Annotated in this window: 22 protein-coding genes, 1 tRNA gene and 1 pseudogene; 6 read left to right on the top strand and 18 right to left on the bottom strand. The window is 41.2% G+C overall.

All coding sequences use genetic code 11. The features are described from left to right. Positions 1 to 31 precede the first annotated feature (31 nt). The 9 genes from menC to queG all read right to left on the bottom strand — a co-directional run bounded on the left by menC (position 32) and on the right by queG (position 11,608). Positions 32 to 1,138 (bottom strand): o-succinylbenzoate synthase, encoded by a 1,107-nt coding sequence (gene menC / locus ACNQGS_RS05865; RefSeq protein ID WP_491486514.1) that lies wholly within the window; start codon positions 1,136 to 1,138, stop codon positions 32 to 34. Between the two features lie 95 nt (positions 1,139 to 1,233). Next, on the bottom strand, positions 1,234 to 2,718 hold the full coding sequence (locus ACNQGS_RS05860) for an amino acid permease (protein ID WP_491486513.1): 1,485 nt from the start codon (positions 2,716 to 2,718) through the stop codon (positions 1,234 to 1,236). A 15-nt stretch (positions 2,719 to 2,733) separates the two neighbouring features. Further along, positions 2,734 to 3,924: an amidohydrolase gene (locus tag ACNQGS_RS05855; protein WP_491486512.1), complete on the bottom strand. Its 1,191-nt coding sequence runs from the start codon at positions 3,922 to 3,924 to the stop codon at positions 2,734 to 2,736. Next, on the bottom strand, positions 3,908 to 4,756 hold the full coding sequence (locus tag ACNQGS_RS05850) for a MurR/RpiR family transcriptional regulator (RefSeq protein WP_491486511.1): 849 nt from the start codon (positions 4,754 to 4,756) through the stop codon (positions 3,908 to 3,910). The genes ACNQGS_RS05855 and ACNQGS_RS05850 overlap by 17 nt, the downstream gene beginning before the upstream one ends. 187 nt (positions 4,757 to 4,943) lie before the next feature. Next, the gene (gene yhbH, locus ACNQGS_RS05845) at positions 4,944 to 6,113 is read right to left on the bottom strand and encodes a sporulation protein YhbH (protein ID WP_213116799.1); all 1,170 of its coding nucleotides are present in this window, start codon (positions 6,111 to 6,113) and stop codon (positions 4,944 to 4,946) included. Between the two features lie 278 nt (positions 6,114 to 6,391). After that, positions 6,392 to 8,287, bottom strand: a complete 1,896-nt coding sequence (locus ACNQGS_RS05840; protein ID WP_423801349.1) for a PrkA family serine protein kinase — start codon at positions 8,285 to 8,287, stop codon at positions 6,392 to 6,394. 320 nt (positions 8,288 to 8,607) lie between these two features. After that, positions 8,608 to 9,081: a tRNA (uridine(34)/cytosine(34)/5-carboxymethylaminomethyluridine(34)-2'-O)-methyltransferase TrmL gene (trmL, locus tag ACNQGS_RS05835; RefSeq protein WP_491486510.1), complete on the bottom strand. Its 474-nt coding sequence runs from the start codon at positions 9,079 to 9,081 to the stop codon at positions 8,608 to 8,610. 60 nt (positions 9,082 to 9,141) lie between these two features. After that, a complete protein-coding gene (locus tag ACNQGS_RS05830; protein WP_491486509.1) occupies positions 9,142 to 10,035 on the bottom strand; it encodes an amidase domain-containing protein in 894 nt (297 codons plus the stop codon). 442 nt (positions 10,036 to 10,477) lie between these two features. Then, positions 10,478 to 11,608: a tRNA epoxyqueuosine(34) reductase QueG gene (gene queG, locus ACNQGS_RS05825; protein ID WP_491486508.1), complete on the bottom strand. Its 1,131-nt coding sequence runs from the start codon at positions 11,606 to 11,608 to the stop codon at positions 10,478 to 10,480. Between the two features lie 107 nt (positions 11,609 to 11,715). On the opposite strand from queG, the gene ACNQGS_RS05820 reads away from it, so the two are divergent. Beyond that, positions 11,716 to 12,387, top strand: a complete 672-nt coding sequence (locus ACNQGS_RS05820; protein ID WP_491486507.1) for a B3/B4 domain-containing protein — start codon at positions 11,716 to 11,718, stop codon at positions 12,385 to 12,387. Positions 12,388 to 12,452: 65 nt separating this feature from the next. On the opposite strand, the gene ACNQGS_RS05815 is transcribed toward ACNQGS_RS05820, so the two are convergent. From ACNQGS_RS05815 to ACNQGS_RS05795, 5 genes and pseudogenes are all read right to left on the bottom strand, one after another. Continuing rightward, positions 12,453 to 12,526, bottom strand: a tRNA-Gly gene (locus tag ACNQGS_RS05815). Positions 12,527 to 12,663: 137 nt separating this feature from the next. Further along, a complete protein-coding gene (locus ACNQGS_RS05810; RefSeq protein WP_491486506.1) occupies positions 12,664 to 13,611 on the bottom strand; it encodes an alpha/beta hydrolase in 948 nt (315 codons plus the stop codon). 478 nt (positions 13,612 to 14,089) lie between these two features. After that, positions 14,090 to 14,323 (bottom strand): annotated as a pseudogene (locus ACNQGS_RS05805) (FAD-binding protein); the annotation flags it as partial. 39 nt (positions 14,324 to 14,362) lie between these two features. Continuing rightward, a complete protein-coding gene (locus ACNQGS_RS05800) occupies positions 14,363 to 14,743 on the bottom strand; it encodes a PaaI family thioesterase (protein ID WP_491486505.1) in 381 nt (126 codons plus the stop codon). 122 nt (positions 14,744 to 14,865) lie between these two features. Next, complete coding sequence (locus ACNQGS_RS05795; protein ID WP_491486504.1) at positions 14,866 to 15,243, bottom strand: RidA family protein; 378 nt, start codon at positions 15,241 to 15,243, stop codon at positions 14,866 to 14,868. 316 nt (positions 15,244 to 15,559) lie between these two features. Between ACNQGS_RS05795 and ACNQGS_RS05790 the strand changes: the two genes are divergently transcribed. The 4 genes from ACNQGS_RS05790 (at position 15,560) to ACNQGS_RS05775 (ending at position 17,339) form a co-directional block, all read left to right on the top strand. Then, a complete protein-coding gene (locus tag ACNQGS_RS05790; RefSeq protein ID WP_491486503.1) occupies positions 15,560 to 16,516 on the top strand; it encodes an EamA family transporter in 957 nt (318 codons plus the stop codon). A gap of 116 nt (positions 16,517 to 16,632) precedes the next feature. After that, positions 16,633 to 16,779: a hypothetical protein gene (locus tag ACNQGS_RS05785; protein WP_491486502.1), complete on the top strand. Its 147-nt coding sequence runs from the start codon at positions 16,633 to 16,635 to the stop codon at positions 16,777 to 16,779. 273 nt (positions 16,780 to 17,052) lie between these two features. Next, on the top strand, positions 17,053 to 17,175 hold the full coding sequence (locus tag ACNQGS_RS05780; protein WP_213141186.1) for a YjcZ family sporulation protein: 123 nt from the start codon (positions 17,053 to 17,055) through the stop codon (positions 17,173 to 17,175). 38 nt (positions 17,176 to 17,213) lie between these two features. Continuing rightward, complete coding sequence (locus ACNQGS_RS05775; RefSeq protein WP_491486501.1) at positions 17,214 to 17,339, top strand: YjcZ family sporulation protein; 126 nt, start codon at positions 17,214 to 17,216, stop codon at positions 17,337 to 17,339. Positions 17,340 to 17,522: 183 nt separating this feature from the next. Here the strand turns inward: ACNQGS_RS05775 and ACNQGS_RS05770 are convergent, their stop codons facing one another. From ACNQGS_RS05770 to ACNQGS_RS05755, 4 genes are all read right to left on the bottom strand, one after another. Beyond that, positions 17,523 to 18,242: a LutC/YkgG family protein gene (locus tag ACNQGS_RS05770; protein ID WP_491486500.1), complete on the bottom strand. Its 720-nt coding sequence runs from the start codon at positions 18,240 to 18,242 to the stop codon at positions 17,523 to 17,525. Next, positions 18,239 to 19,672, bottom strand: a complete 1,434-nt coding sequence (locus ACNQGS_RS05765) for a LutB/LldF family L-lactate oxidation iron-sulfur protein (protein WP_491486499.1) — start codon at positions 19,670 to 19,672, stop codon at positions 18,239 to 18,241. Before ACNQGS_RS05765 ends, ACNQGS_RS05770 begins: the two co-directional genes overlap by 4 nt. Positions 19,673 to 19,714: 42 nt before the next feature. Next, entirely contained in the window at positions 19,715 to 20,431 is a 717-nt protein-coding gene (locus ACNQGS_RS05760) for a (Fe-S)-binding protein (RefSeq protein ID WP_491486498.1), read from the bottom strand. Between the two features lie 198 nt (positions 20,432 to 20,629). Then, positions 20,630 to 21,373: a FadR/GntR family transcriptional regulator gene (locus ACNQGS_RS05755; RefSeq protein ID WP_491486497.1), complete on the bottom strand. Its 744-nt coding sequence runs from the start codon at positions 21,371 to 21,373 to the stop codon at positions 20,630 to 20,632. Between the two features lie 303 nt (positions 21,374 to 21,676). On the opposite strand from ACNQGS_RS05755, the gene ACNQGS_RS05750 reads away from it, so the two are divergent. Then, positions 21,677 to 23,374 carry an L-lactate permease gene (locus tag ACNQGS_RS05750; protein ID WP_491486496.1) on the top strand — a complete coding sequence of 566 codons (1,698 nt, stop codon included), beginning with the start codon at positions 21,677 to 21,679 and terminating at the stop codon, positions 23,372 to 23,374. The last annotated feature ends 101 nt before the right edge of the window (positions 23,375 to 23,475 follow it).

The following is a 23,475-nucleotide window of genomic DNA, read 5'->3' as shown; positions in this document are numbered from 1 at the left end:
CGACAGGCTCAAAATCCTGTCGATTTTTTGATTAACAATATGTCTTGCTGTATAAGGTATATTTTTTAACTTTATCCATGCTAACTTCATATCCCATTCCAGGTGTAGTTGGAACGGTGATCGTTCCATTTTCAGCAATGACCTCCGGCTCAATGATATCTTCTGCCCAGTAAAGGGACGAACCGGCTGTATCCCCAGGAAGGGTAAATCCAGGCATGGCGGTCATGGCGATATTGTGTGCCCTGCCGACACCTGCCTCGAGCATACCGCCGCACCAAAGCGGGACATTCCGCTCCAGGCAGTAGTCATGGATTTTCTTAGCCTCCGTTAAACCGCCGACACGGCCGACCTTTACATTAATAATTTTACAGCTTCCCAATTTCAAGGCCTTCTTTGTGTCCTCAAGCGAATGGATGCTTTCATCAAGGCAAATTGGCGTTTTTAAGTTGGCCTGCAATTCAGCATGGTCAATAATATCATTGTACGCCAAAGGCTGCTCAATCATCATAAGATTATAGTCATCCAGCGCTTTTAGTAAATTCATATCCTCTAATGTGTAAGCGGAATTCGCGTCCGCCATGAGCGGGATCTCCGGGAAAACTTTACGAACCTTATCAATTAATTCAACATCCCAGCCCGGCTTAATTTTTAACTTAAAGCGTTTATAGCCTTCCGCACGGCGTTGTTCAATGACATACAATGTTGCCTCAATGGAATCCTTGATGCCGATACTCACGCCCACATCGATTGTTTTTTTCGTTCCTCCTAGCACACTTGCTAGCGATGCATTTTGCTCTCTTGCGTATAAATCCCAAACAGCCATATCCAGGCATGCCTTCGCCATATAGTTACCGCGAATATGAGCAAATTTCTCAGCAAGTTCATCCGGATGGTGAATTTCACTATTTAATAAAATCGGAATCAGAAAATCCTCCAGCATGTGCCAGTTGGTTTTGACTGTTTCTTCATTATAATAAGGAGTCGGCATAGCCACATTCTCAGCCCAGCCAACAAGCCCATCCTCATTCATGATTTCAACCAGGATAAAATCCTTATCATACTCAGCCCCGAAACTTGTTACAAATGGATAAAGAAGATCCATTTTTAAATGACGCAGGATTACTTGTTTTATTTTCACCTAGTGCCCCTCCTCCATTGCTATGTATATCCTTCATTATTTCATAATTTTTCAAAAAGCCAAACCGCCGGATTCCGGCTGTTTGGCTGGCAAATTTATTCGCGGCTGAAATCACACTCTTGAAGTGGAACCATTTTCGATTTCTTCGTAATTTTATAACTTAAATAACCCATGATAAATAATGGCAGTCCAATGTAGGAAACAGCAATTCCATACCAGTCAATCTTGTCGCCAATAAAGGCTCCATAGTTGGTGCCGAGCATCGCAACTAAACATAATGCTGTAGCCAAAATAGGGCCTAATGGGAACCATTTGGCAACATAAGGCAGGTCTTTCATATCTCTGCCTTGAGCTTTATAAGCTTTTCTAAACCGGTAGTGAGTTATGGAAATAGCTAACCATGAAAGATATCCTGCCAAACCTGCAGCATTTAATAACCAATTATAAACCGTTCCGTCGCCAAACAGGGACGTAAGGAAGCATAACATTCCGACTAACGTAGTTAAATAAATGGCGTTAACCGGTACGCCGCCTTTATTTACTTTTTTCAAAAATTTTGGTGCTTTGCCTTCCTCAGCAAGCGTCCAAAGGACACGAGAGCCTACATATAAAGAAGAATTTCCTGCCGATAAAACTGAAGTTAGAATAACAGCATTCATAGCCGCAGCGGCAAACGCAAATCCTGCGTGTTTAAACACAAGTGTAAACGGACTGACTGCAATATTTTCCAAATCGCCGCCTAATAAATTTGGATCTTTGTAACTGATTAAAGCACCAATAACAAAAATCGCGAGAACATAGAACAAAAGAATCCGCCAAAAGATTTGTTTGATGGAACGCGGCATATCCCTTTCTGGATTTTCACTTTCACCCGCAGCAACACCGACCATTTCCGTTCCTTGGAAGGCAAATCCGACTACCATGAAAACACTGAAGATGGCAAACAGGCCGCCTTTAAATGGTGCTTCCCCTTTTGTGAAGTTTTCAAATCCGCCAGTATGACCGCTCATGATTCCAAAAATCATTAATAAACCAATGGCGATGAATGCAATAATCGTGACAACCTTGATTAGTGAAAACCAGAATTCTGCTTCTCCATATCCTTTAACAGATAAAATATTTAAGGCAAAAATAATAGCTAGAAAACTTGCACTCCATACGATTCCCGGTGTATTAGGAAACCAGTATTTCATGATTAATGCAGACGCAGATAACTCCAAGGCCAGAATGATTGCGTTATTGTACCAATAGTTCCAGCCGACCGCAAAGCCAAGAGCGGGGTCCACAAACCTTGCTGAATAGGTCGAAAACGATCCAGAAATCGGAATTAGAGCTGCCATTTCAGCCAAGCTGGTCATTAGGAAATAAACCATAATTCCAGCAATCATATAAGCTGCAAGCGCACCGCCAGGGCCAGCATCATGTATGGTTGCACCACTTGCCAGGAACAGACCCGTACCAATCGTCCCGCCGATGGCGATCATCGTTAAATGTCTGGTTTTGAGCTTACGTTCTAAATGTTCTTTTCCTTGGGGTGAAGTTTGAACAACAGCATCTACTTTACGAGCAGTATTTTGCATAAAACACCTCTTTTTTTAGTATTCTTCTAAAGCAAGCATTATGGTTCTTGTTAAGATTTTCGCGCCATAATGCAGTGCATCTAATTGAAAAGTCATCTTTGGATGATGCAGGCCGGGAGCAAGGCCACAGCCCAATCCAATCATTGTAGCAGGAAGCCCTGGATTTTTCACTGTGTAAAAATGGAAGTCCTCACCCCCTTGAGAAACACAGACAGGCACCACCTGATGTTCCCCGAGAATATCCCTGATAGCGTTTTCAGCAAACTTCATAGCTTGTTCATTCTTAATAGCAGCAGGAACATACTCTTCCATCTTCCACTGAACAAAAGCACCTGTTTCCTCCATTACTTGCTCCATGATTTCATGAGTCCGTTGTGTTAGTATATCCATAACCTCATTGGACTGGGCTCTGGCATCAATGGTAAAGCCCGCCGTTTCCGGAATCACATTAGATGAATCGTTATCAGTGGAAAGCTGGGTCATTTTGATGGAATAAGGCAGCTTTGTTTCAATCTTAATCCCCTTAAGCTTCTGGACAATCAGCGCCGCCGCTTCAATGACATTGATCCCGTCTTGCGGACGTGCCGCATGGGCTTGTCTGCCTTTAATCGTCCCTTTCACTGTCCCCGCAGAACCGTGGATAATCACAGGTGATGCATGCGAATAAGGAACCTCAAATTGCGGGCGCAGGTGAACGCCAAACAACAATTTAACCTGTTCTAGTGCACCGTCCTCCATCATCTGAAGGGCACCTTCGCCTTTTTCTTCAGCAGGCTGAAAAATAAATCTTAGCGTATGCTTCGGTTTCATGCCACTCGCAGCTAACGCCAAGGCCGAATAAAGAACCATCGTACTATGAGCATCATGTCCGCATGAATGATTGGCCTTTACCACACCATCCACTTCCTGCAGAAGCGCGTCCAGATCAGCTCTTAAAGCGATTATCTCGTCCGATTGTCCGGGAATCTCGGCGACAATACCGTAATGGGTGGGAAACGTCTTGACGAGAAGGCCTGCATTTTTCAGGCGGTTCACTAAATATTGTGATGTTTTTTGCTCTTCCCAGCTCGGCTCCGCCACTATATGTAAATCGTGATAGGTTTGAACTAGTAATTCTTTGTTCTGCTCAATATAATCAATTGGATTCATAATCGACATCTCATTTCTCATTTCTGTTTCTGCTCCTGAATTATTCACTAAAAACATTAAAATTTGAATACATTTCTTCTAATTTTTGCTGATGGGCCCGAATCCGCACCTGGTCTTTTTCATGAATGCCTTCAATAATTAAATCAACTAAGCTAATGACCGATGCAATCGAATTGCTTCCCGTCTGGACATTTTCTTCAGTGGTCAAGACAATATCGGAAATTCTCCCAACTGGGGAAAGCATCCGGTCTGTCACCGTAATTAAGCATATTCCATTTTCTGCCACATACTCAGCCAACTTTATGGTTTGAGTGGAGTACCTTGAGAAGGAAAATACGACAACAACAGAATCTTGGGTCAGATTAGATAATTTCTCGATAAAATCCCCTGTTGGAGAGCATAAGTTTACATGGTCTCTAATTGAACCAAGCATATAGGAAAACCAATAGGCCGCAGCATGGGAAAGCATATGCCCTGCGATTAACACTTGATCTGCCTTTATAAGCGCATCAACCGCTTTCCAAATCTCCTGGACATTTCTTCTATTAATCAATTGTTTTAAAATCTGAATCTCGTTTAAGATGACTCTCTTAAAAGGGTCGCTAGAGCCAATCGGCATAATGGTCTGCTCGCCAATGGCAGCTTGATTTTCGCGGAGCAGCTCTTCTTGAATGACAGCCTGCATCTCACTAAAGCTTTCAAAGCCCAATGCATACGAAAGGCGAATCACTGTGGTTTCACTCACAGCTGCTTGACGGCCGATTTGAAAGGCCGTTTTAAAGGCAGCTTGGTTAAGATGTTCAATCAGGTAGTTAGCCACTTTTTTTTGACCTGTCGACAAATCAGGGAATTTTTCTTTAAGCCTTTGTTGAAATGATTGTGAGTCCATTCCATCACCTCACTGGGAAATGAAGGTAATCCTTCATTTATATTATTTGTTGCAGGAAATCCTTTAATTAAGATTACACTATCACAAATTCATCAAAATTCAAAGAAGAATTTCAATTGTTTAGATAATTCAAAACCCACTAAATCTGTTGCACGAAAAAAGGCAGGTGTCTGGCACCTGCCTTTTGTTATGCAAATACTTCGTTCTCCTCTTTTTGGAAGAAGCTTTTCATCGCGTGGAATACGTCTGCTTTCTGCTTGAGGATATAGTGGCGGAAATGCTCATCTTTGATGTTTTTGTAGGCGGACATTAGAGTAGAGTGACGGTTGTATTGATTAACTTCTCCATAGCCAAACATATTGGATACTTTCATTAATTCCTCCACCAGCTTTACGCAGCGCGCGTTATCTGATGTGAGATTATCTCCGTCTGAAAAGTGGAATGGATAAATATTATATTTGCGTGGATTGTATTTCGTTTCAATAATCTCAAGAGCTTTCCTGTATGCAGAGGAGCAGATTGTACCGCCGCTTTCCCCTTTTGAGAAAAAGTCTTCCTCAGATACCACCTTCGCCTCGGTATGGTGGGCAATAAATTCAATTTCAACTGTTTCATATTTTGTCCGTAAGAACCGGGTCATCCAGAAGAAGAAACTGCGTGCCATATACTTTTCCCATATTCCCATCGAACCGCTTGTATCCATCATCGCTAGCACCACAGCCTTAGAATCCGGCTTCACCACTTCATTCCAAGTTTTAAATTTCAGATCTTCCTTATAAATAGGATGGAATGCCGGTTTCCCGCTCATCGCATTTCTCTTAAAAGCAGTCATCATCGTCCGCTTTTTATCGATATTGCCCATCAGCCCTGTTTTTCGGATATCGTTGAATTCAATGTTTTCAACGAGATGTTCCTGGTCTTCTTTTTTCTTTAAATTTGGCAGCTCCAATTGCTTGAAAAGGGCTTCTTCAAGCTCCATTAGAGAAACCTCCGCCTCAAAATAGTCCTCTCCCGCTTGGTCTCCGGCACCCTGCCCTTTGCCTGGACCTTTTTGGCCGCTATTTGATCCGTCACGCGCCACAACGTCCCCTACTTGACTCTCACCGTCACCTTGGCCCACGTGTTTGTTTTTATCATAATTATATCGAATTTTATATTCGTCCAAAGAACGTATCGGAATTTTTACCACATCTCGACCGTTAGACATGATAATACTCTCTTCTGTAATTAGATCTGGTAAATTATTGCGAATAGCCTCTTGGACTTTTTCTTGATGGCGCTGCTGGTCATCGTGGCCTTTACGGTGGAGGGACCAATCTTCTTTCGAAATCACAAATTGATGGTTATTGACTGACATTGAAAACCCCTCCTTAATGAAATCTTTCAATTAATCACACATTTTTATCAAAAAACATACAATAACGCGAATGGAAAAATGAAGAGAAATATGGATTACTTTATCCTATGCAGAAAAGGAGAATAATTTACAAATTATTTTGACAATTGGTTCATTCGCCTATGAAAATGGACGAGCTGAAAAGAAAAGTGGAAGCCCCTAGGCGCTGTAGCTGGACAATTTTCAAAGTAAAGTGAAAAAAACAGACTGGCAGAATAACATCCACCAGTCTTTTACCCCTACCTATTTAACAAACTGCCGACATACCGTAATAGTTCATTTGCGGATGTTGAATTGTAGCCATGCTCATCAATTAAGCGGGCGACAACCTCGTTAATTTTCTTCAGTTGCTGCTCATCCGGCGTTTTGGTTGAAGTGGTAATCTTCACGACATCCTTCAGGTCGGCAAACAGCTTCTTCTGGATCGCTTCACGGAGACGGTCATGGGAATTATAATCGAACCGTTTCCCCTTCCTTGCAAAAGCAGAAATACGAATTAAGATTTCCTCACGGAAGGCCTTCTTTGCATTTTCCGATATACCAATTTGTTCTTCAATCGAACGCATCAGCTTTTCATCCGGATTGATTTCTTCCCCGGTTAATGGATCGCGCAGCTTGGCTTTGTTGCAATAAGCCTCGACGTTATCGAGATAATTATCCATCAGCGTTTTCGCAGACTCTTCATAAGAATAAACGAATGCTTTTTGAACTTCCTTCTTCGCAATATTATCATACTCTTTACGTGCTAAAGAGATATAATTCATATATCGCTCGCGCAGTTCAGCGGTAATCGATGGATGCTGGTCAAGACCATCCTTTAATGACCTTAACACATCCAAGGCATTTATTGACGGCACTTCTTTTCTTATAATGGTGGAGGAAATTCGGTTGATGACGTAACGAGGGTCAATTCCGCTCATTCCTTCATCCGGATATTCCTTCTTAAGTTCATCCACATCGGCGGAATTAAAGCCTTCGACACTTTGGCCGTCGTAAAGGCGCATTTTCTTAATGAGATCAATATCGCCTTTTTTCGGTTCCTTTAATCGGGTAAGAATCGTAAACATGGATGCTACTTTTAACGTATGCGGTGCAATATGAACATCGGAAACATCACTTTCGCGGATCATTTTTTCATAAATACGCTCTTCCTGGGAAGCCTTTAAGTTATACGGAATTGGCATGACGATAATCCGTGAATGCAAGGCCTCGTTTTTCTTGTTGGAGATGAAGGAGCGGTATTCGGTTTCGTTAGTATGGGCGACAATAAGCTCATCGGCACTGATGAGCGCAAATCTTCCCGCTTTGAAATTCCCCTCTTGTGTTAACGATAATAAATGCCAGAGGAATTTCTCATCACATTTCAGCATTTCCTGGAATTCCATCATCCCACGGTTAGCCTTATTTAATTCCCCATCAAAACGGTAAGCACGCGGGTCAGACTCTGAACCAAATTCAGCGATTGTTGAAAAATCGATGCTTCCTGTTAAGTCGGCAATATCCTGAGACTTTGGATCAGATGGACTGAAGGTTCCAATCCCGGTTCGCTTATCTTCGGAGAAAAAGATTCTTTCTACCTGAACATCTTCAATCCGGCCGCCGTATTCTTGCTCCAAACGCATCATATTGAGCGGCGATAGATTTCCTTCAATCCTGATTCCATATTCATCAAAGAAATCCTGCCGTAGATGATGAGGAATTAAATGGAGCGGATCCTCATGCATCGGGCAGCCTTTAATGGCAAATACCGAACCGCGATCGCTATGGGAGTATTTTTCTAATCCTCTTTTTAACATTGTTACAAGAGTAGATTTTCCTCCACTTACCGGTCCCATTAACAGTAAGATTCGTTTCCTAACATCGAGCCTTTTGGCAGCTGGATGGAAGTATTCCTCCACCAATCGCTCTAGGGCTTCTTCCAAACCAAATAACTCATTGCTAAAGAAATTATATTTCTTCGTCCCGCTTACTTCTTCAATTCCTGCATCCTTAATCATATTATAAACTCGAGAATGCGCAGACTGTGCAACCCATGGCTTTTCCTTTAACAATTCCAAATAATCAGCAAACGTTCCTTCCCAGCGAAGTTTCTCCTCTTCTTCTCGGTACCTCTCGATTTTTTTTAGAATGTCCATAAGGCCCTCCCCCTGTAGTTGATCAGAGACGATTAATATACTCTATGCACCTTAACAATCGAACATGCGTAACCAAGACGTATTACTCTTTTCTTTTTCTTTTTTTTCATAAACTTGCCCTTTTCATTTTTAGAAGTTAGGCTATAATAATTATATGTGTATAAAATGAAAACTTGATTAAAGAAGGGGGATATACATAATGGGTACTTTTCTAATCATTTTAGTCATGATCGCATTTTTGTCGGCAATCTTTACTTCGGGATTCAACGACAAACCAGGTTCGAATAAATAAAAAAAGACTGCTCCGGCAGTCTTTTTTTTTATTTAAGGTTTGGATAAATTTGCTGGCGCAGTGCTTCATAAATGAGAATGGCTGCGGTATTGGACAGATTTAATGAACGAACCTTGTCATTCATCGGAATCCTTAAGGTTGCGTCCTTATTTTTTTCAATGACCTCTTTTGGGAGACCGGTTGTTTCACTGCCAAAAATAAAATAATAATCTTTAGTGATGTCGCGATAGTCAAAGGTTGTATGCGGCTTCGTTCCGAATTTCGTTACATAATAATATTCACCGCCGGCATTTTTTTCATAAAATTCATCTAAAGAATCGTAGTAAACCATGTTAACAAATTCCCAATAGTCTAGCCCCGCTCTTTTCAGCATTTTGTCTTCTAAAGAAAAACCTAATGGCCCGATTAAGTGTAAGTTAGTATTGGTGGCAGCACAGCTGCGTGCAATATTCCCGGTGTTGGATGGGTTTTCTGGCTGGTATAGGACAACGTGCACTGACATGAATTTCACCTCTTAAAAAAACTCTAAAAGGTATTATACCACTTTTTCAAGAATTAGACCTTAGCCGTCAATGATGGCATAAAACTTATACTTAATATTTGGCGTATAGGCGGAGGAATCCTCATATGCCCAGTACCGCTTCCGGCTGTTGTACGTGTGAGCATTCACAAGCGGCATCCCGTCCGCATCCTTTCCGGTGACGATGGTATTGTGATTAAACCGGCCGTCCCCTTCAAAATCATAGCAAATGACATCCCCGTATGTTAATTGGTCGGGGCTTGATACCTCTTTTGCTCTTAACCCAAGCTTGGATTGCGCGAAATACATTTTGAGCGAGTGGGCCACTGCCCAGCTGTAGCTCCAATTATGGCTTCGCAGCCACCAGCCTGTGCCGCGGTTTGGATAGCCCCGCATTGGCGCTTCCCCGGCATGAAGGCATTGCGAGATAAAGTTGGTACAGTCGTTTTCAAATTTTTTATAGGCGGGATTGTAGCTGTTCCACCAGCGCTCCGCATACTGGACAGCTTGGAGTCGGTTGTATTGGTAGCTGATTCGTTCTTCATTGGGTTCAGGGGGCTCGGCTTCGGATGGGGGCGGGTTTTCGTGTTGGTACTCCTGGTATAATGGCGGGTGGATTTCTTCATCCAAAATTAAGGCCCCGTGATAAAACTTTGCCATTCTTTCTTCGGTCTCTTCCTCTAGATATAGACTTCCTTTTTGTTTAATTAAATATTGATAATGGGCAAGGTATTTCACCTGCTGGAAATCGTCTTCATCGGCGGTAGTAAGGATTTTTCCGGACGCTTTCACCTTGACGATTTCCGCTGACCTTTTCGAAATAGTTTCCCGTTTCTGCTCGGCTTTTGAAAAAAAGTCTTTGGCATTTCGTTGGTTCGGATTGGCAACGAATTGCTGGACCCTGAACTCAAAAAGCTGCTGAAGGGCATCACGCATTTGGCTCACTCCTTTCACTTTCATACATATGAAAGGAAGCGGGATTTAACATCAAAAAGAGCGAAACCGGTATTTGGTCCCGCTCTTTTTATTTGGGGCTCATAGAAAGGATATATGCTACCGAACCGCTGATTTGTTCATGTATTGGGGCTCATAGATAGGATATATGCGACTGAACCGCTAATTTGTTAATGCATTGGGGCTCATAGATAGGCTATACGCGACCGAACCGTTGATTTGTTCATGCATTGGGGCTCATAGAAAAGCTATATGCGACCGAACCGCTGATATGTCTTGTGTTGGGGCTCATAGAAAGGCTATATGCGACCGAACCACTGATTTGTTCATTTGTTCGGTCGCATACAGCGAGGCAATAAGTTATTCCTTCTTACTTGGAGCAGTTTTTATATTCGGGAAGCAACAATCTTTTAGAAAAGAGCCTTTATTTTAAGATATTCAACCCTTTTTCAATCTCATTACGCACTTCGATATCCTCTTCCTGATCCAACGCTTTTACTAATGCTGCCTCTGCAGCGTCTCCGCCAATTTTGCCAAGCGCCCAGGCCGCAGTCCCTCTCGCAACGGAACTCGCCTCGTTTTCAAGAACTTCAATTAAATCATCAACTGCCGTCTCATCCTTAAAATGGGCCAGCGCAATCATGGCATTCCGCTGAATCGGCTTCTTCCCTCTCCAGGATCCTGCCAGATAGCCAAAGCGATTTTTAAATTCACGATTGCTTAATTTTAAAATTGGCTTCAACAAAGGTTTAACCGCCTCTGGGTCCGGCTCCATTTCAACATGAAAATGAAAGTTCTTTCCTTTGTTATGCGGGCACGCGGTCTGGCAGGAATCGCAGCCGTAGATACGATTGCCGATTTTGTCGCGGAACTCATCTGGAATAAACCCCTTCGTCTGCGTTAAAAAAGAAACACAACGTTGCGCATTAATCTGTCCGCCTTGAATCAATGCTCCCGTCGGACATGCTTCCAAACACTTCGTGCAGGAACCGCATTGATCTTCGACAAGAGAATCCGGTTCAAATGGAATACTCGTAATCATTTCGCCTAAATAAACATACGAACCGAACTCCGGGGTAATAATGGCACAATTTTTTCCGCTCCAGCCAATTCCCGCCCGCACGGCGACAGCCCGGTCGGAGAGCTCGCCTGTATCGACCATCGATTTCAGCTGCGCTTCCGGTAGCTTCATTAAAATAAACTCCTCAAGCTTCTGAAGTCGGTCTTTAATAATATGATGATAATCTTGCCCCCACGAAGCGCGGGCATAAATCCCCCGCCGTTCTCCCTTTTTACTCTCCACACGGTTTGTCATTTTTGAAGGGTATGCTAACGCGATCGAAATAATCGACTGAGCACCATCCATTAATAATGTTGGAGTGGTCCGTTTCTCAATATCCGGCTCTTCAAAGCCTGATTGATAGCCCAGCTCCTGCTGGCGGATTAATCGGTTTTTCAATTCCGTGAATGGGTCAGCAGTTGTAAAACCAATTTTATCGATACCGATTTCTTTGCTGTAAGCTATCACTTCTTGCTTTAATTTTCGAACGTCCACAGGTTTAACCTCCCTTCACACGTTTTGATCTATAAAAAAATTGTTTAATTATTATCAGCCATCTATCTATGATAAACTATTTTAAGGAAATTTTGGAGGTGGAAACGTTGGAAATTCAGGTTTCAACAGAGTTAACAGAACTGATACCCAATTTTAAAGTTGGGGTAATCGAATATAGCAACATAACAGTGGGCGATTCGCCGCAGATGCTTAAGGGGCGGCTTCAGCTTTTTCAGGAATCGATTTTCTTTGAGCTGGAAGAAAAAAATGTCACAGACCTTCCTGGAATCCAGGAATGGCGGAATGTTTTTAAGAAGACTGGGAAGGATCCGAACCGGTATCGCCATTCGGCTGAAGCATTGTTCAGAAGAGTAAAAAAGCAAAATTACTTTGCGTCCGGTCAGAGTGCGGTTGATTTATATAATTTTTTCTCACTGCAATATCAGGTACCGATCGGCCTTTATGATAGGGATTTATTGGAGGAACCGGTGGAAATTCGTATCGGACGAGCGGGCGAGGAATATATAGGATTAAACGGCAGAATCAATTCCCTCGAGCGGCTTATTTTAACATCCGATGCAAACGGACCGTTTGGAAGTCCTTTTGTCGATTCTGAGAGAAGCGCAGTCACCACTGCAACTAAAAATGCTTTGCAAATCATTTACCTAAGACCATCAACAGATATGGAAAACGCCAAAAAGCTGACGGAGTCCTTAATGAACATGTTTGTCCAAATCCATGGCGGAGAAGCTTTCTATCGGATTCTTGGGAATTCTTGAGGAAAAAATAAAACGCAGCGCAACGTTCTTTGCGAAACGGTACACTGCGTTGGCTACATATGTATTGGAGCGGGTGATGAGAATCGAACTCACAACAACAGCTTGGAAGGCTGTGGTTTTACCACTAAACTACACCCGCATATCAAAAAGTGTGAAATATTTATGAACAAATCCGACCTTTATAATATTACATATTTCACAAACTATCGTCAAGAGAAAAACACGAATTTTGTCGAATTTTTTTCAAAAATAAAAGTCCACTAAATGGTGGACTTCTTAAATATGTTCATTTATCCAGTTCACAACGTCCGCGTAAACTTCGTCCCTATTGAGCTCATTCAGAAGTTCATGACGGGCACCTTCATATAATTTATAGCTCACATCAGCCATACCGGCCTGTTTATAGGCATGATAAGTTTTAATTACACTTTTAGAATTCGCACCAACCGGGTCCTTACTTCCGGAAATAAGGAAAATTGGCAACCACGACGGAACAGACCTAATGTTTTCGGGTTTGTTGATAGTTTCCAAGCCGATAAGCAGATCATGGAAAAAGCCGCTTGAAAAAACACCGCCGCAATAGGGATCAGCCAAATATAGATCAACCTCTTGTTCATCCCTGCTTAACCAATCAAACTCAGTCCTAGCTGGACGAAACGCTTTATTGTAGCTTCCGAAGGTCAAATTATTCATCAAATGGCTAGGCACCCTCTCGCCTTTAGTCCTTTTCTCCCTAGAAGCAACCATTTTGCCGATTTTCCCAAGAAGACCTGGGTCACCGCCTGTGCCGGAAAGAATCACGCCAGCAAGTCTATCCCCAAATATTTGAATATAGCGTCTTGATAGAAAAGAGCCCATACTATGCCCGAATAAAAAAATCGGCACATCAGGATTTTCTTTTTCGATAATGGTTGTCAGGGTTTGCATATCTTGAACAACCTTTTCAAAGCCCTGCTCTTCGGCAAAATATCCGATACTGTTTGTCTTATTACCGGTTCTGCCATGGCCGCGGTGATCGTTTCCGTAGACAAATATATTGTTGGAAACCAATTCCCTTGCAAACCTGTCGTAACGCATAATATGCTCGGCCATACCATGTGCCAGCTGCACAATGGCACGAGGTTTATCCCCGCTCCCCTTCACCCACTTGCTTGCAAAGATTTCCACGCCATCAGTTGATTGAAAAGAAAAACCTGTCTGCACAGCCACCACAACCACTTCCATTCTTACAATAATGATAAAAAAAGAGACCCACCCAATTACAGCATAGCAATTGTGTGAATCTCCAGTTCTCCGACACTTTGATTAACTTAACAAGAATATATAAGAGGATTTAAAATTTGTCAACGCTTTCTTTAATTTAACATGCAATCGTCAATTCAGTTATATGAACCAGCTCCACGTTATATAAAGAGTCTATTTCTTTAATTTCGCAATAACCGGAAGTATACCTGTAGATTATCTCATAATCTTTTCCCTTGTATCTAACATGCGTATTTTGATTCAATAGACTCACCTCAATAATATTTATTAATTTAGTTATATAACTATTTTAGAGAAGAAACTATAAGCCATTTTTACACATTTTTTAATGCAGCTATTACTTTTGTAGTATTTTTGGTGAAAAATAATTGAACATGTCGTTGTTCATGCAAAAAACGACTCTACTTTTCAGTAAAGGCGTTCCTATCCTTCTATTAATCTATTTCAATTCTGCAACAATGGATCTTCCCGCAACACGGCCAGTGAACAGACACCCGCCCAAAAAAGTCCCTTCAAGTGCACGATAGCCGTGGACACCACCACCGCCGGATACCTCACCGGCAGCATATAGGCCGGGAACAGGATTGCCCAATTCATTCAATACTCTTCCTGATAAATCCGTCTGCAAGCCTCCAAGTGTTTTCCGGCTGACGATATTCAAACGGACAGCAATTTACGTGGGCTTTGTTGGAACCCGTTAGCCACAGCAAGCTTATTTTAAGTTTGTACGAAATAGTATTGCTCTAGATTTAGCTACAATTTCTTGTTTATCGTTATAAATCGAACACTCCGTGTGAATTAAAGTTTTCCCCTGTTTTTCGATTTTGGCATTTGCCATTAAGTATGTACCAGTGGCGGGTTTCATAAAGGAAACATTTAAATCAACCGTGACAGCTTGTTGTATCCCGTCTTCAGTTGCTGGTATCAAGTTTGATACGGCTACATCAGCCAAAGAAGAAATGATACCACCATGTATAACCCCTGCACTATTAATAAATAGATCCTGAACCGGCAATATAATTTGCAATTTATTATCATCAATCTTTTCGTATTTCAACCCTAAAAATTCGTCAAATGGCTGTCGTATAAACATCTGGTACACCTCTTATATGTTAATTTAACGCTATATAACATATTCTTTTAAGCTCTTAAACAATCCTGCAACGTTTGTTCAATAAGAAAAAGGAAAGATGATAGAGCCCTTTTTACCTAAATTTATCTTCTAGCTATCATCTCGATTTCAATTTGTGCACCAAGAGGCAGGGCTGACACACCTATAGTTGTACGAGCAGGATACGGCTCAGAAAATTGTTTAGCATAAACTTCATTCATTGCTGTGAAATTATTCATATCAGTTAAGAAGACATTCACTTTTTCAACATGATCTGGAGTTAAACCTGCCGCTTCCAATACATTGAAAAGATTCTTAAAACATTGCTTTGTCTGTTCAACAATATCACCTTCTACAAGCTTTCCAGTCTGGGAGTCTACTGGGGTTTGCCCAGATAAAAAGATTAAATCACCTGCTTCAATTGCATGTGAGTATGGACCAACAGCAACAGCTCCAGATGCACTAAAAGCCTTTCTTGACATACAAAACTCCTCCTTTAGATAAAAAGAAAAAAATAAGTATATGAAGAAATTGTAAGTTATATGGAAGATATAAGCAATAAAACCGTCCTTCCAAGTAATGTCTGCAAATGCCCTTTTGGCATTATAAAACAAGTGTTAAAAACAATCTCAATCTTTTTAAACAATAGTTTCCATAATAAACAAACGTTTGTAAACTACTTCATTATATACTATACTTTTAAAAAGTAATCTTATAGATTACAAAAATAGTCAATCTTTGCTTTTTATTGTGTTTTGATTTTTTGCCTTTAAAAAAAAATATTGGAGGAGGTAGAATATGAAGAAGTATCTGTACCCTCTCTTGGTTATTATAGCCGCGAGTAGTTATGGTGTCGTTTCAACGATTATTAAACTGGCAATGAACAGCGGTTTTTCAGCTTCGGAAGCTGTTACAAGTCAATTCTTTATCGGATTTTGCATCGCTGTGTGCATTTATTTCCTGACAAGCAGAACAAAAATAAGCTTTAAAGGTATTAAAACGCTTATCTTTGCAGGTATTTTAACCGGGTTTACAAATATTGTATATGGACATTCTCTGAACTATTTACCAGCTTCTCTGGCAGTTGTTCTCCTATTTCAATTTACATGGATTGGTATGCTGATATCCTGTATAACAAAGCGTCAGCTGCCTACTCGAATGGAATTTATTTCTTTACTATTATTGGTTTTGGGGACCATACCGGCAGCCGGTTTAATTGATGTTGATTTAACGAAAATACCTTTACAAGGGTGGATATGGGGGTTAGCGGCAGCCTTTTGTTATTCACTATTTTTATTTGTAAACGGCCGGGCAACCGCAAGGATGAATACATCAGGCCGTTTGGTGTTTGTTTCTTTCTTTGCTTTTATGATGTCTGCTGCATTTCAATCTCCAGAGATTATCTGGAATGGTACTTTGTTTAACGAAGGACTTTGGATTTATGGTTTGGCACTAGGGTTATTTGGCATGATTATTCCGGTGTTTTTATTTACTATTGCCGTTCCTAAAGTTGGATTAGGCATGACATCCATTTTGAGTGCTATTGAATTGCCAATTGCGGTAATGGTGTCCGTAATTTTACTAAGCGAAACTGTGAGCACGATACAGATAGCGGGGATCGTAATCATCCTTCTTGGTATAAGTTTACCAACCATGTTAACTGGAAAATTATTGTTAATGAAAAATAAAATTGCAAAACAAAAATCCAAAAATAAATCCTACATGACTGGTGAATTAAAAAAACACATTAGTTAAGGTAAATCGATAATTTTATTTCAGCACCGCCTTGTTAAAAAGTTAAGATATGCTCCAACCCATTTTTATTATCAAGGGAAAAGTTGGACATATTATCCCTAGGAGGAGGTGATAAGGTGGCTGACAATAAGAAAACTTCCAAACACCTAGAAAAAGACAGTAAATTAGATCGATACGAAAACGACGATCGACATAATGATAATGCTAGGACAGCAACAGCTTTTGAACCAGTAATCCCAAGAATTGATACAGAAAATCTTTAACAGTAAGTTTCAAACATTTGAAATGGCATACCGAATAACAAATTAATCCTACACCTATCAACGCTTGGCTCTAGACCCAAGCGTTATTCACTCCCCAGTTAATCCAATATTGATCCATGTTTCTGCCAAAACATGGACAAACACGACCATAAACTTCGCTAAAACAATCTTTCCCTTTCTTAATAACAATTTCAAAAAAATGGATGAAAGCCTTTCCCGCTTTTTTATTTTCAACATACCTTATTACTACCGAAAAGTAAGGGAGGTATTAGGATGGCTGATGGTGCAGGATACGGCGGAGGGTTTGCGCTGATTGTGGTATTGTTTATCCTTTTAATTATCGTCGGCGCTTCTTTTGTCGGCGGATACGGTGGCTATGGCGGCTTTTATTACTAAGTCCGTTTATTAATTTCAATGGAAGGGGGGATTTTATAATGTTCGGATATGCCGGATTTGGCGGATATGGCTATGGCGGTTATGGTTACGGCGGCGGCAGCTTTGTTTTAATCGTTGTATTGTTCATTCTTTTAATCATTGTTGGCGCATCTTGCTTTTATTAATTAGATTAGAACTCCAAAAAAAAATTTAGGGGTTTCTAAAAATACAAAAGGTCAACTCTCCGGACGAATCGAAAAAGTTGACCTTTTGTTTGCTATTTTATTTTTTCAAATAGACATTTGCACCTGTTACATAGAAAACAAAAAGGAGCCGTGTCCATCTAAGGAACGACACCTCATCAAAAATTATAAATCATTAATCACAATATAAGTAGCCTTTATCGGACCATGTACGCCGACAACCAGATTCAACTCAATATCGGCCGAGTTACTTGGGCCAGAAATAAAATTGATGCAGGACGCCACATGTCCGGTTTCTTGATAAATCTCCCGCATTTTCACTGCAGCCTGCGTCATCCTTGGAACAAGGCTGTTCTTCGGAATCAGTATAATCGATGTTGCCGGCAAAAAGCTAACCGTTCTTCCCTTATCTTTATTGCTAAACAAAACAACTGTACCAGATTCAGCAAGGGTAATTTCACTAATCGTGATTCCAACATTGGCATGTTCTGCTCTCCGAACATTCTCTTTGCCCAATTTATAATCCCAATCAAACACATCAATATTCTCGGAAGGCCATTTTTCCTTCATCAAAGAATCAAGCCCCCACTTAGAGAAGCGCTCGTCCTTCCAGGATACAACCGGACCTCCGCCGTACTCTGCAACTACATCATTTATAACTTCCGGCAGGGCCGCCAAATTAGTCATATGGATCTTCGTATGGATTTTTTTACAATGCTCCTTCAAAATCTCAAGCAGTTCATCTTGGGACGCATCCTTAAATACCTCATATTGCGGCTGATATTTCCAGTTCGGCTTTTCAACCGGAACGGAAATTCGCGGCCGGTTCAGCTGACTGGCAATTTGATTTAAAAATTTATCTCGATTATGGATGGTGCCGATCATAATTTCTTGTCTCCTTTTTCGCGATTCTTAAACCAATCTCTAAATCTCTCTTTATTCGGAGCCGGAAATTCACGCGCTTCCGTCCAAGCCTTAAGCAGTCCCGGTCCTTTAGAGATTTTATCCCCTGAGGTAAATGGATTCATTGCGGCAGGCGCGATTTTTGAACCAATTTTATAAAGGGTTGGAGAAGCAGCTCCAAGACCAAATGCCTTCATTAATAATTTCTCTGAAACTGGTGCTTTACCCTCTTTTTCAACAATGACTTCACGGTGTTTATGCAGCAGGTTGTGCAGCGGAATTTTCACCGGACATACTTCTGTACAGGCACCGCAAAGGGTAGAAGCATATGGAAGCTCCTTGTATTCATCATAACCGCCAAGCAATGGTGTGAGGACGGCACCGATTGGTCCAGGATAAATTGAACCATAAGAGTGACCGCCAATATGACGATAAACCGGACAAACATTAATGCAGGCGCCGCAGCGGATACATTGCAATACTGATTGGAATTCCCCGCCAAGAATATCAGATCGGCCATTATCGACAATGACAAGGTGGAATTCTTCCGGACCATCGACATCCAATTCCTCTCTTGGCCCAGTTAATACGGTAATATAGCTTGTCAGCTTCTGGCCAACAGCATTTCTTGTTAACATGCTGACGAGAACTTCCATTTCCTCAAAGGTTGGGACAATCCGCTCCATCCCCATAACGGTAATTTGTGTTTTTGGCAGCGCTGTAACTAAATCGGCATTCCCTTCATTTGTCACCAAGCTGAAGGATCCTGTTTCAGCTACGGCAAAGTTGCAACCGGTAATTCCGATATCCGCTTCTAAAAATTTCTCACGAAGTGTAACACGTGCCTGGTATGCAAGTTCTTCCGGCTTTGATGTTTTGGTGTACCCTAGTTTCTTTTCAAAAACTTCGCGAATCTGCTCTTTGTTTTTGTGCAAAGCAGGTACAACGATATGGGACGGCGGATCATGGTCGTCGAGCTGGAGAATATATTCGCCAAGGTCCGTTTCGACGACTTCACAGCCTTCCTCCTGAAGCATGGCATTTAAGCTGATTTCCTCAGTTACCATCGATTTTGATTTGACGATTTTCTTCGCGTTTTTCTTCTGGACAACAGTTCTGATATATTCATTGGCTTCTTCTTTTGTTTGCGCAAAAAAGACATGCCCGCCGCGATTGGCGACATTTTCACTTAACTGTTCAAGGTAATAATCTAAGTATTCAAGGACATGCTGGCGGATCTCTTCCCCGTGATTGCGCCAGTCTTCCCAGTTGCTCATTTCATCGGTGGTGACAGCCCGGCGCTTCACGCCCATTCCGTCCTGTGCACCGGCAACAGCCCCACGCATGAAATCATCATGTATTCCGTTATCAACACGATCTTTAAACTGTTCCGTGCCAATCTTCATTGCCATAGGAATTTCCCTCCACTAACTTTTTTCTAAAAAATCAATGCTCTAACGGCTGTTCAATACTTCTGCAATATGCAGTACTTTTACAGGCTTCCCTAGTCGCTCCATCCGGCCGCCGATATTCATCAAGCAGGCTGCATCTGCACCTACCAGGTACTGTGCCCCAGTTTCTTCTACGTGGCGGACCTTCTCATCGACCATCTGCTCTGAAATTTGTGCCATTTTAACTGAAAATGTGCCGCCAAATCCGCAGCATTGTTCTTTACCAGGTAATTCGGTGAACTTTAAGCCTTTAACATTCTTTAATAAAATCATAGGCGGTTCTTTTACACCTAGTAATCTTGTCATATGGCAGGAAGTATGATAAGTTACATTGCCTTCAAATCTGGCACCGACATCCTCTATTTTTAAAACCTCAACGATAAATTGTGTCAGTTCATAGGTTTTGGCTGCTAATGCCTTTGCTTTAGGCTCCCATACAGGGTCGCCTGCAAAAATATGAGGATACTCATGGAACATAAAAGCACATGAACCAGATGGTGAAACAACATATTCGGCGTCACTAAACGTTTCAATCATACGCTTCATGGCTTCTTTTGATTCCTTCACATAACCGCTGTTGTATGCAGGCTGACCACAGCAGACTTGCGATTCTGGAAATTCCACTTCACATCCAAGTTTTTCAAGCAGTTCAACTGTTGCCTTGCCAACATTGCCTTGGAACATATCAACGATACAAGTTGCAAAAAGAGTAACCTTCATTTTTCTCTTCCCCTCAAAAAATAAGTTCTTTCACCATGTCTATCAAATTAGTCAACTGGTCATCAGATGACCTAATAATCAATATTGTATATCTTACACCAAAAGTATCAAGTTTAGAAAGGGCTTTCAGACAAAAAAGTCCATTTTTATCTGATTAAAAAAATAGTAAAAGGGCTCCTAACTATGTAGGAACCCTATTTAATCAGTATTTACTCCATTAAAATTTGTTGTATGTTGGAAATACTTTCCTAAGATAGCATCGACGTTTGCAAGGTGAATCAGCATGTTGTTCCTTGCTGCCTCTTCGTCCTGCGCTTTGATTGCTTCATAAATGGCCAAGTGCTCCTTATATAACTGCTCAATAGTAGTTTCATTAGAAAACAGCCAAACCCTGCGTGTTTCCCTCATTGTTTCTACCATAAGCTCAGAAACATGGTTCATTAAATTCAACAATAATCGGTTTTGAGCAGCTTCGGCAAGTGCCATGTGAAACTGTAAATCTGCCGTCTCACCTAGTTCCTCATCACCTATTGCTTCAAGCATTGCTTTAAGGGCAGCCTCCATCATCATTAAATGCTGATCAGTTCTTCGCTTTGCCGCAGCAGCTGCCGTCCCGCTTTCAATAATTTTCCGTACTTCTACCAATTCTGCAATATCATCCTTGTTCATTAAGATAGCAGTTGATAATGGAAAAGTAATTTGATCTTTTTCAAATTCCTTAACATAAGTTCCCTCTCCCTGCTTCATTTCGACAAGTCCCATTGCGCGTAATGAGGTTAATGCCTCACGAATGGCCGAACGTCCTACCTGAAAATTTTCTGCAAGCTGCTGTACGGAGTCAAGCTTTTCCCCAGGTTTAAACTGTCCAGACCGAATCATTTCATAAATGGCTTCGGCCACCTCTTCATATATTTTTTTAGGTTTGATTTTTTTATAATTCATTCCAGTGCCCCTTTATATCATTCATCAACTTTGACACACAGTTTAATTATACCTATTTTCATAAGATTTGCATCTTCTTCAATATTTTATGGGCGATTTCTATAAAAACCTTAGAAAAAAAATTGTGTTGTAATTTTCGATAAATATTAATATAATCTTTTTTATCACCGTGTTGAACATCCAGTCATCAGATGACCATGTCATCATTTGTAAACGATTACTCTATTCTTAAAGGGGAGGATGTGGAATTTAATCAAAAAAACGCAACTCTATAACAATACTAATTAAGGGGGAATTATGCCCATGACATTTACTCAAAATTTTACTCCCGTAGGAGATAATCTGGCTTTATCGGCAATCGTTGCACTTATTCCTATTTTGTATTTTTTCTGGGCTTTGGCAATTAAAAGAATGAAGGGACATATAGCAGGACTTACAACACTTACGGTGGCATTTCTTGTTGCTGTTTTCGCCTTTAAACTGCCTGCCGGAATGGCTGTGATGTCTGCAACACAGGGAGCTGTTTACGGTATCCTGCCCATCGGATGGATTATTATTACTTCCGTATTTTTGTACAAGTTGACTGTTAAAACGGGACAATTCGATATTATTAGAAACTCTGTCCTGTCTATTACTGAAGACCGTCGCTTGCAAGCACTTTTGGTAGCGTTCTCATTCGGTGCATTTTTGGAGGGCGCAGCCGGCTTCGGAGCACCAGTCGCAATCTCAGCCGCACTGCTGGTTGGACTTGGCTTCAATCCTTTATATGCTGCAGGCCTATGTTTGATTGCCAACACTGCACCAGTGGCTTTCGGGGCGATCGGTATACCTATTACTGCAATGGAAGGTCCAACTGGGATAGCGGCATCGGAAATCTCCAAGATGGTCGGTCGTCAATTACCGTTTGTGTCAGTATTTATACCATTTTATTTAGTTGTAATCATGGCTGGATTCAAAAAAGCAATGGAAATTATGCCTGCCATTCTTGTTTCAGGGGTTTCCTTTGCATTGACTCAATATGTAACTTCCAACTTCATGGGACCTGAACTACCGGATATTTTATCCTCACTAGTATCCTTGTTTGCCCTGGCCATCTTCCTTAAGTTTTGGAAGCCAAAAACCATTTTCCGCTTTGCGGCCGAACAGGAACTAGCAGCAACAACAACTATTAAAACCTCGGTTAGTAACATTCAAAGCAAGAATTCTGGTGCGCAAATTTTTAAGGCATGGTCTCCATTCCTTGTGCTGACGGCAATCATTTCGATTTGGGGAATTCCAACTGCAAAGCTGGCACTTACTGGGCATTATGAAGGTGCCAATACATTTCTGAAGGCCATTAACGCTATTGGATCCAAGCTAACATTTATGCCTGAAGTACCGTTTTTAAATAATAAAATCATCAATACTGCAGGGGCTCCAGTTGCTGCTGTTTACAAGCTGGAAATTCTCGGGGCAGCAGGAACGGCCATTTTAATAGCAGCTATTCTTACTAAATTTATTGTTGGAATCTCATGGAAAAACTGGATCCTAACATTCGGTGAAACTTTAAATGAATTAAAGTATCCAATTCTGACAATTGCTTCTGTTGTCGGATTTGCCTATATTACTAATGCATCCGGAATGACCACAACGCTGGGAATGACTTTGGCCAAAACTGGATCGGTTTTGTTCCCTTTCTTCTCACCATTCCTTGGCTGGCTGGGAGTGTTTATAACAGGTTCGGATACATCAGCCAACCTGCTGTTTGGGAATCTGCAAAAGATTACAGCTACTTCTATTGGAATGGATCCTGTGCTTGCACTTGCCGCGAATTCGTCCGGGGGAGTAACCGGTAAAATGATATCGCCGCAATCAATAGCAGTTGCCTGTGCAGCTGTTGGACTAGCCGGAAAAGAATCAGATTTGTTCCGTTTTACAATCAAACATAGTATTTTCCTAGTCGTTATTATTGGAATCATCGTTTGGCTGCAAAATTCAGTTCTATCCTTTATGATTCCTTAAATATTGAAAATGCTCGAAAGGCTCTTCCCTTATAGGAAGCAGCCTTTCGAGCATTTTCAAAAGAAAAAGACTTTCATATTTGCTTTATTTTAATTGGAGTA

The organism is Neobacillus sp. PVCKKU3 (assembly GCF_058323225.1).
The sequence above is the reverse complement of the archived record's forward strand: the minus strand, read 5'-3'. Positions and strand labels throughout refer to the sequence as shown.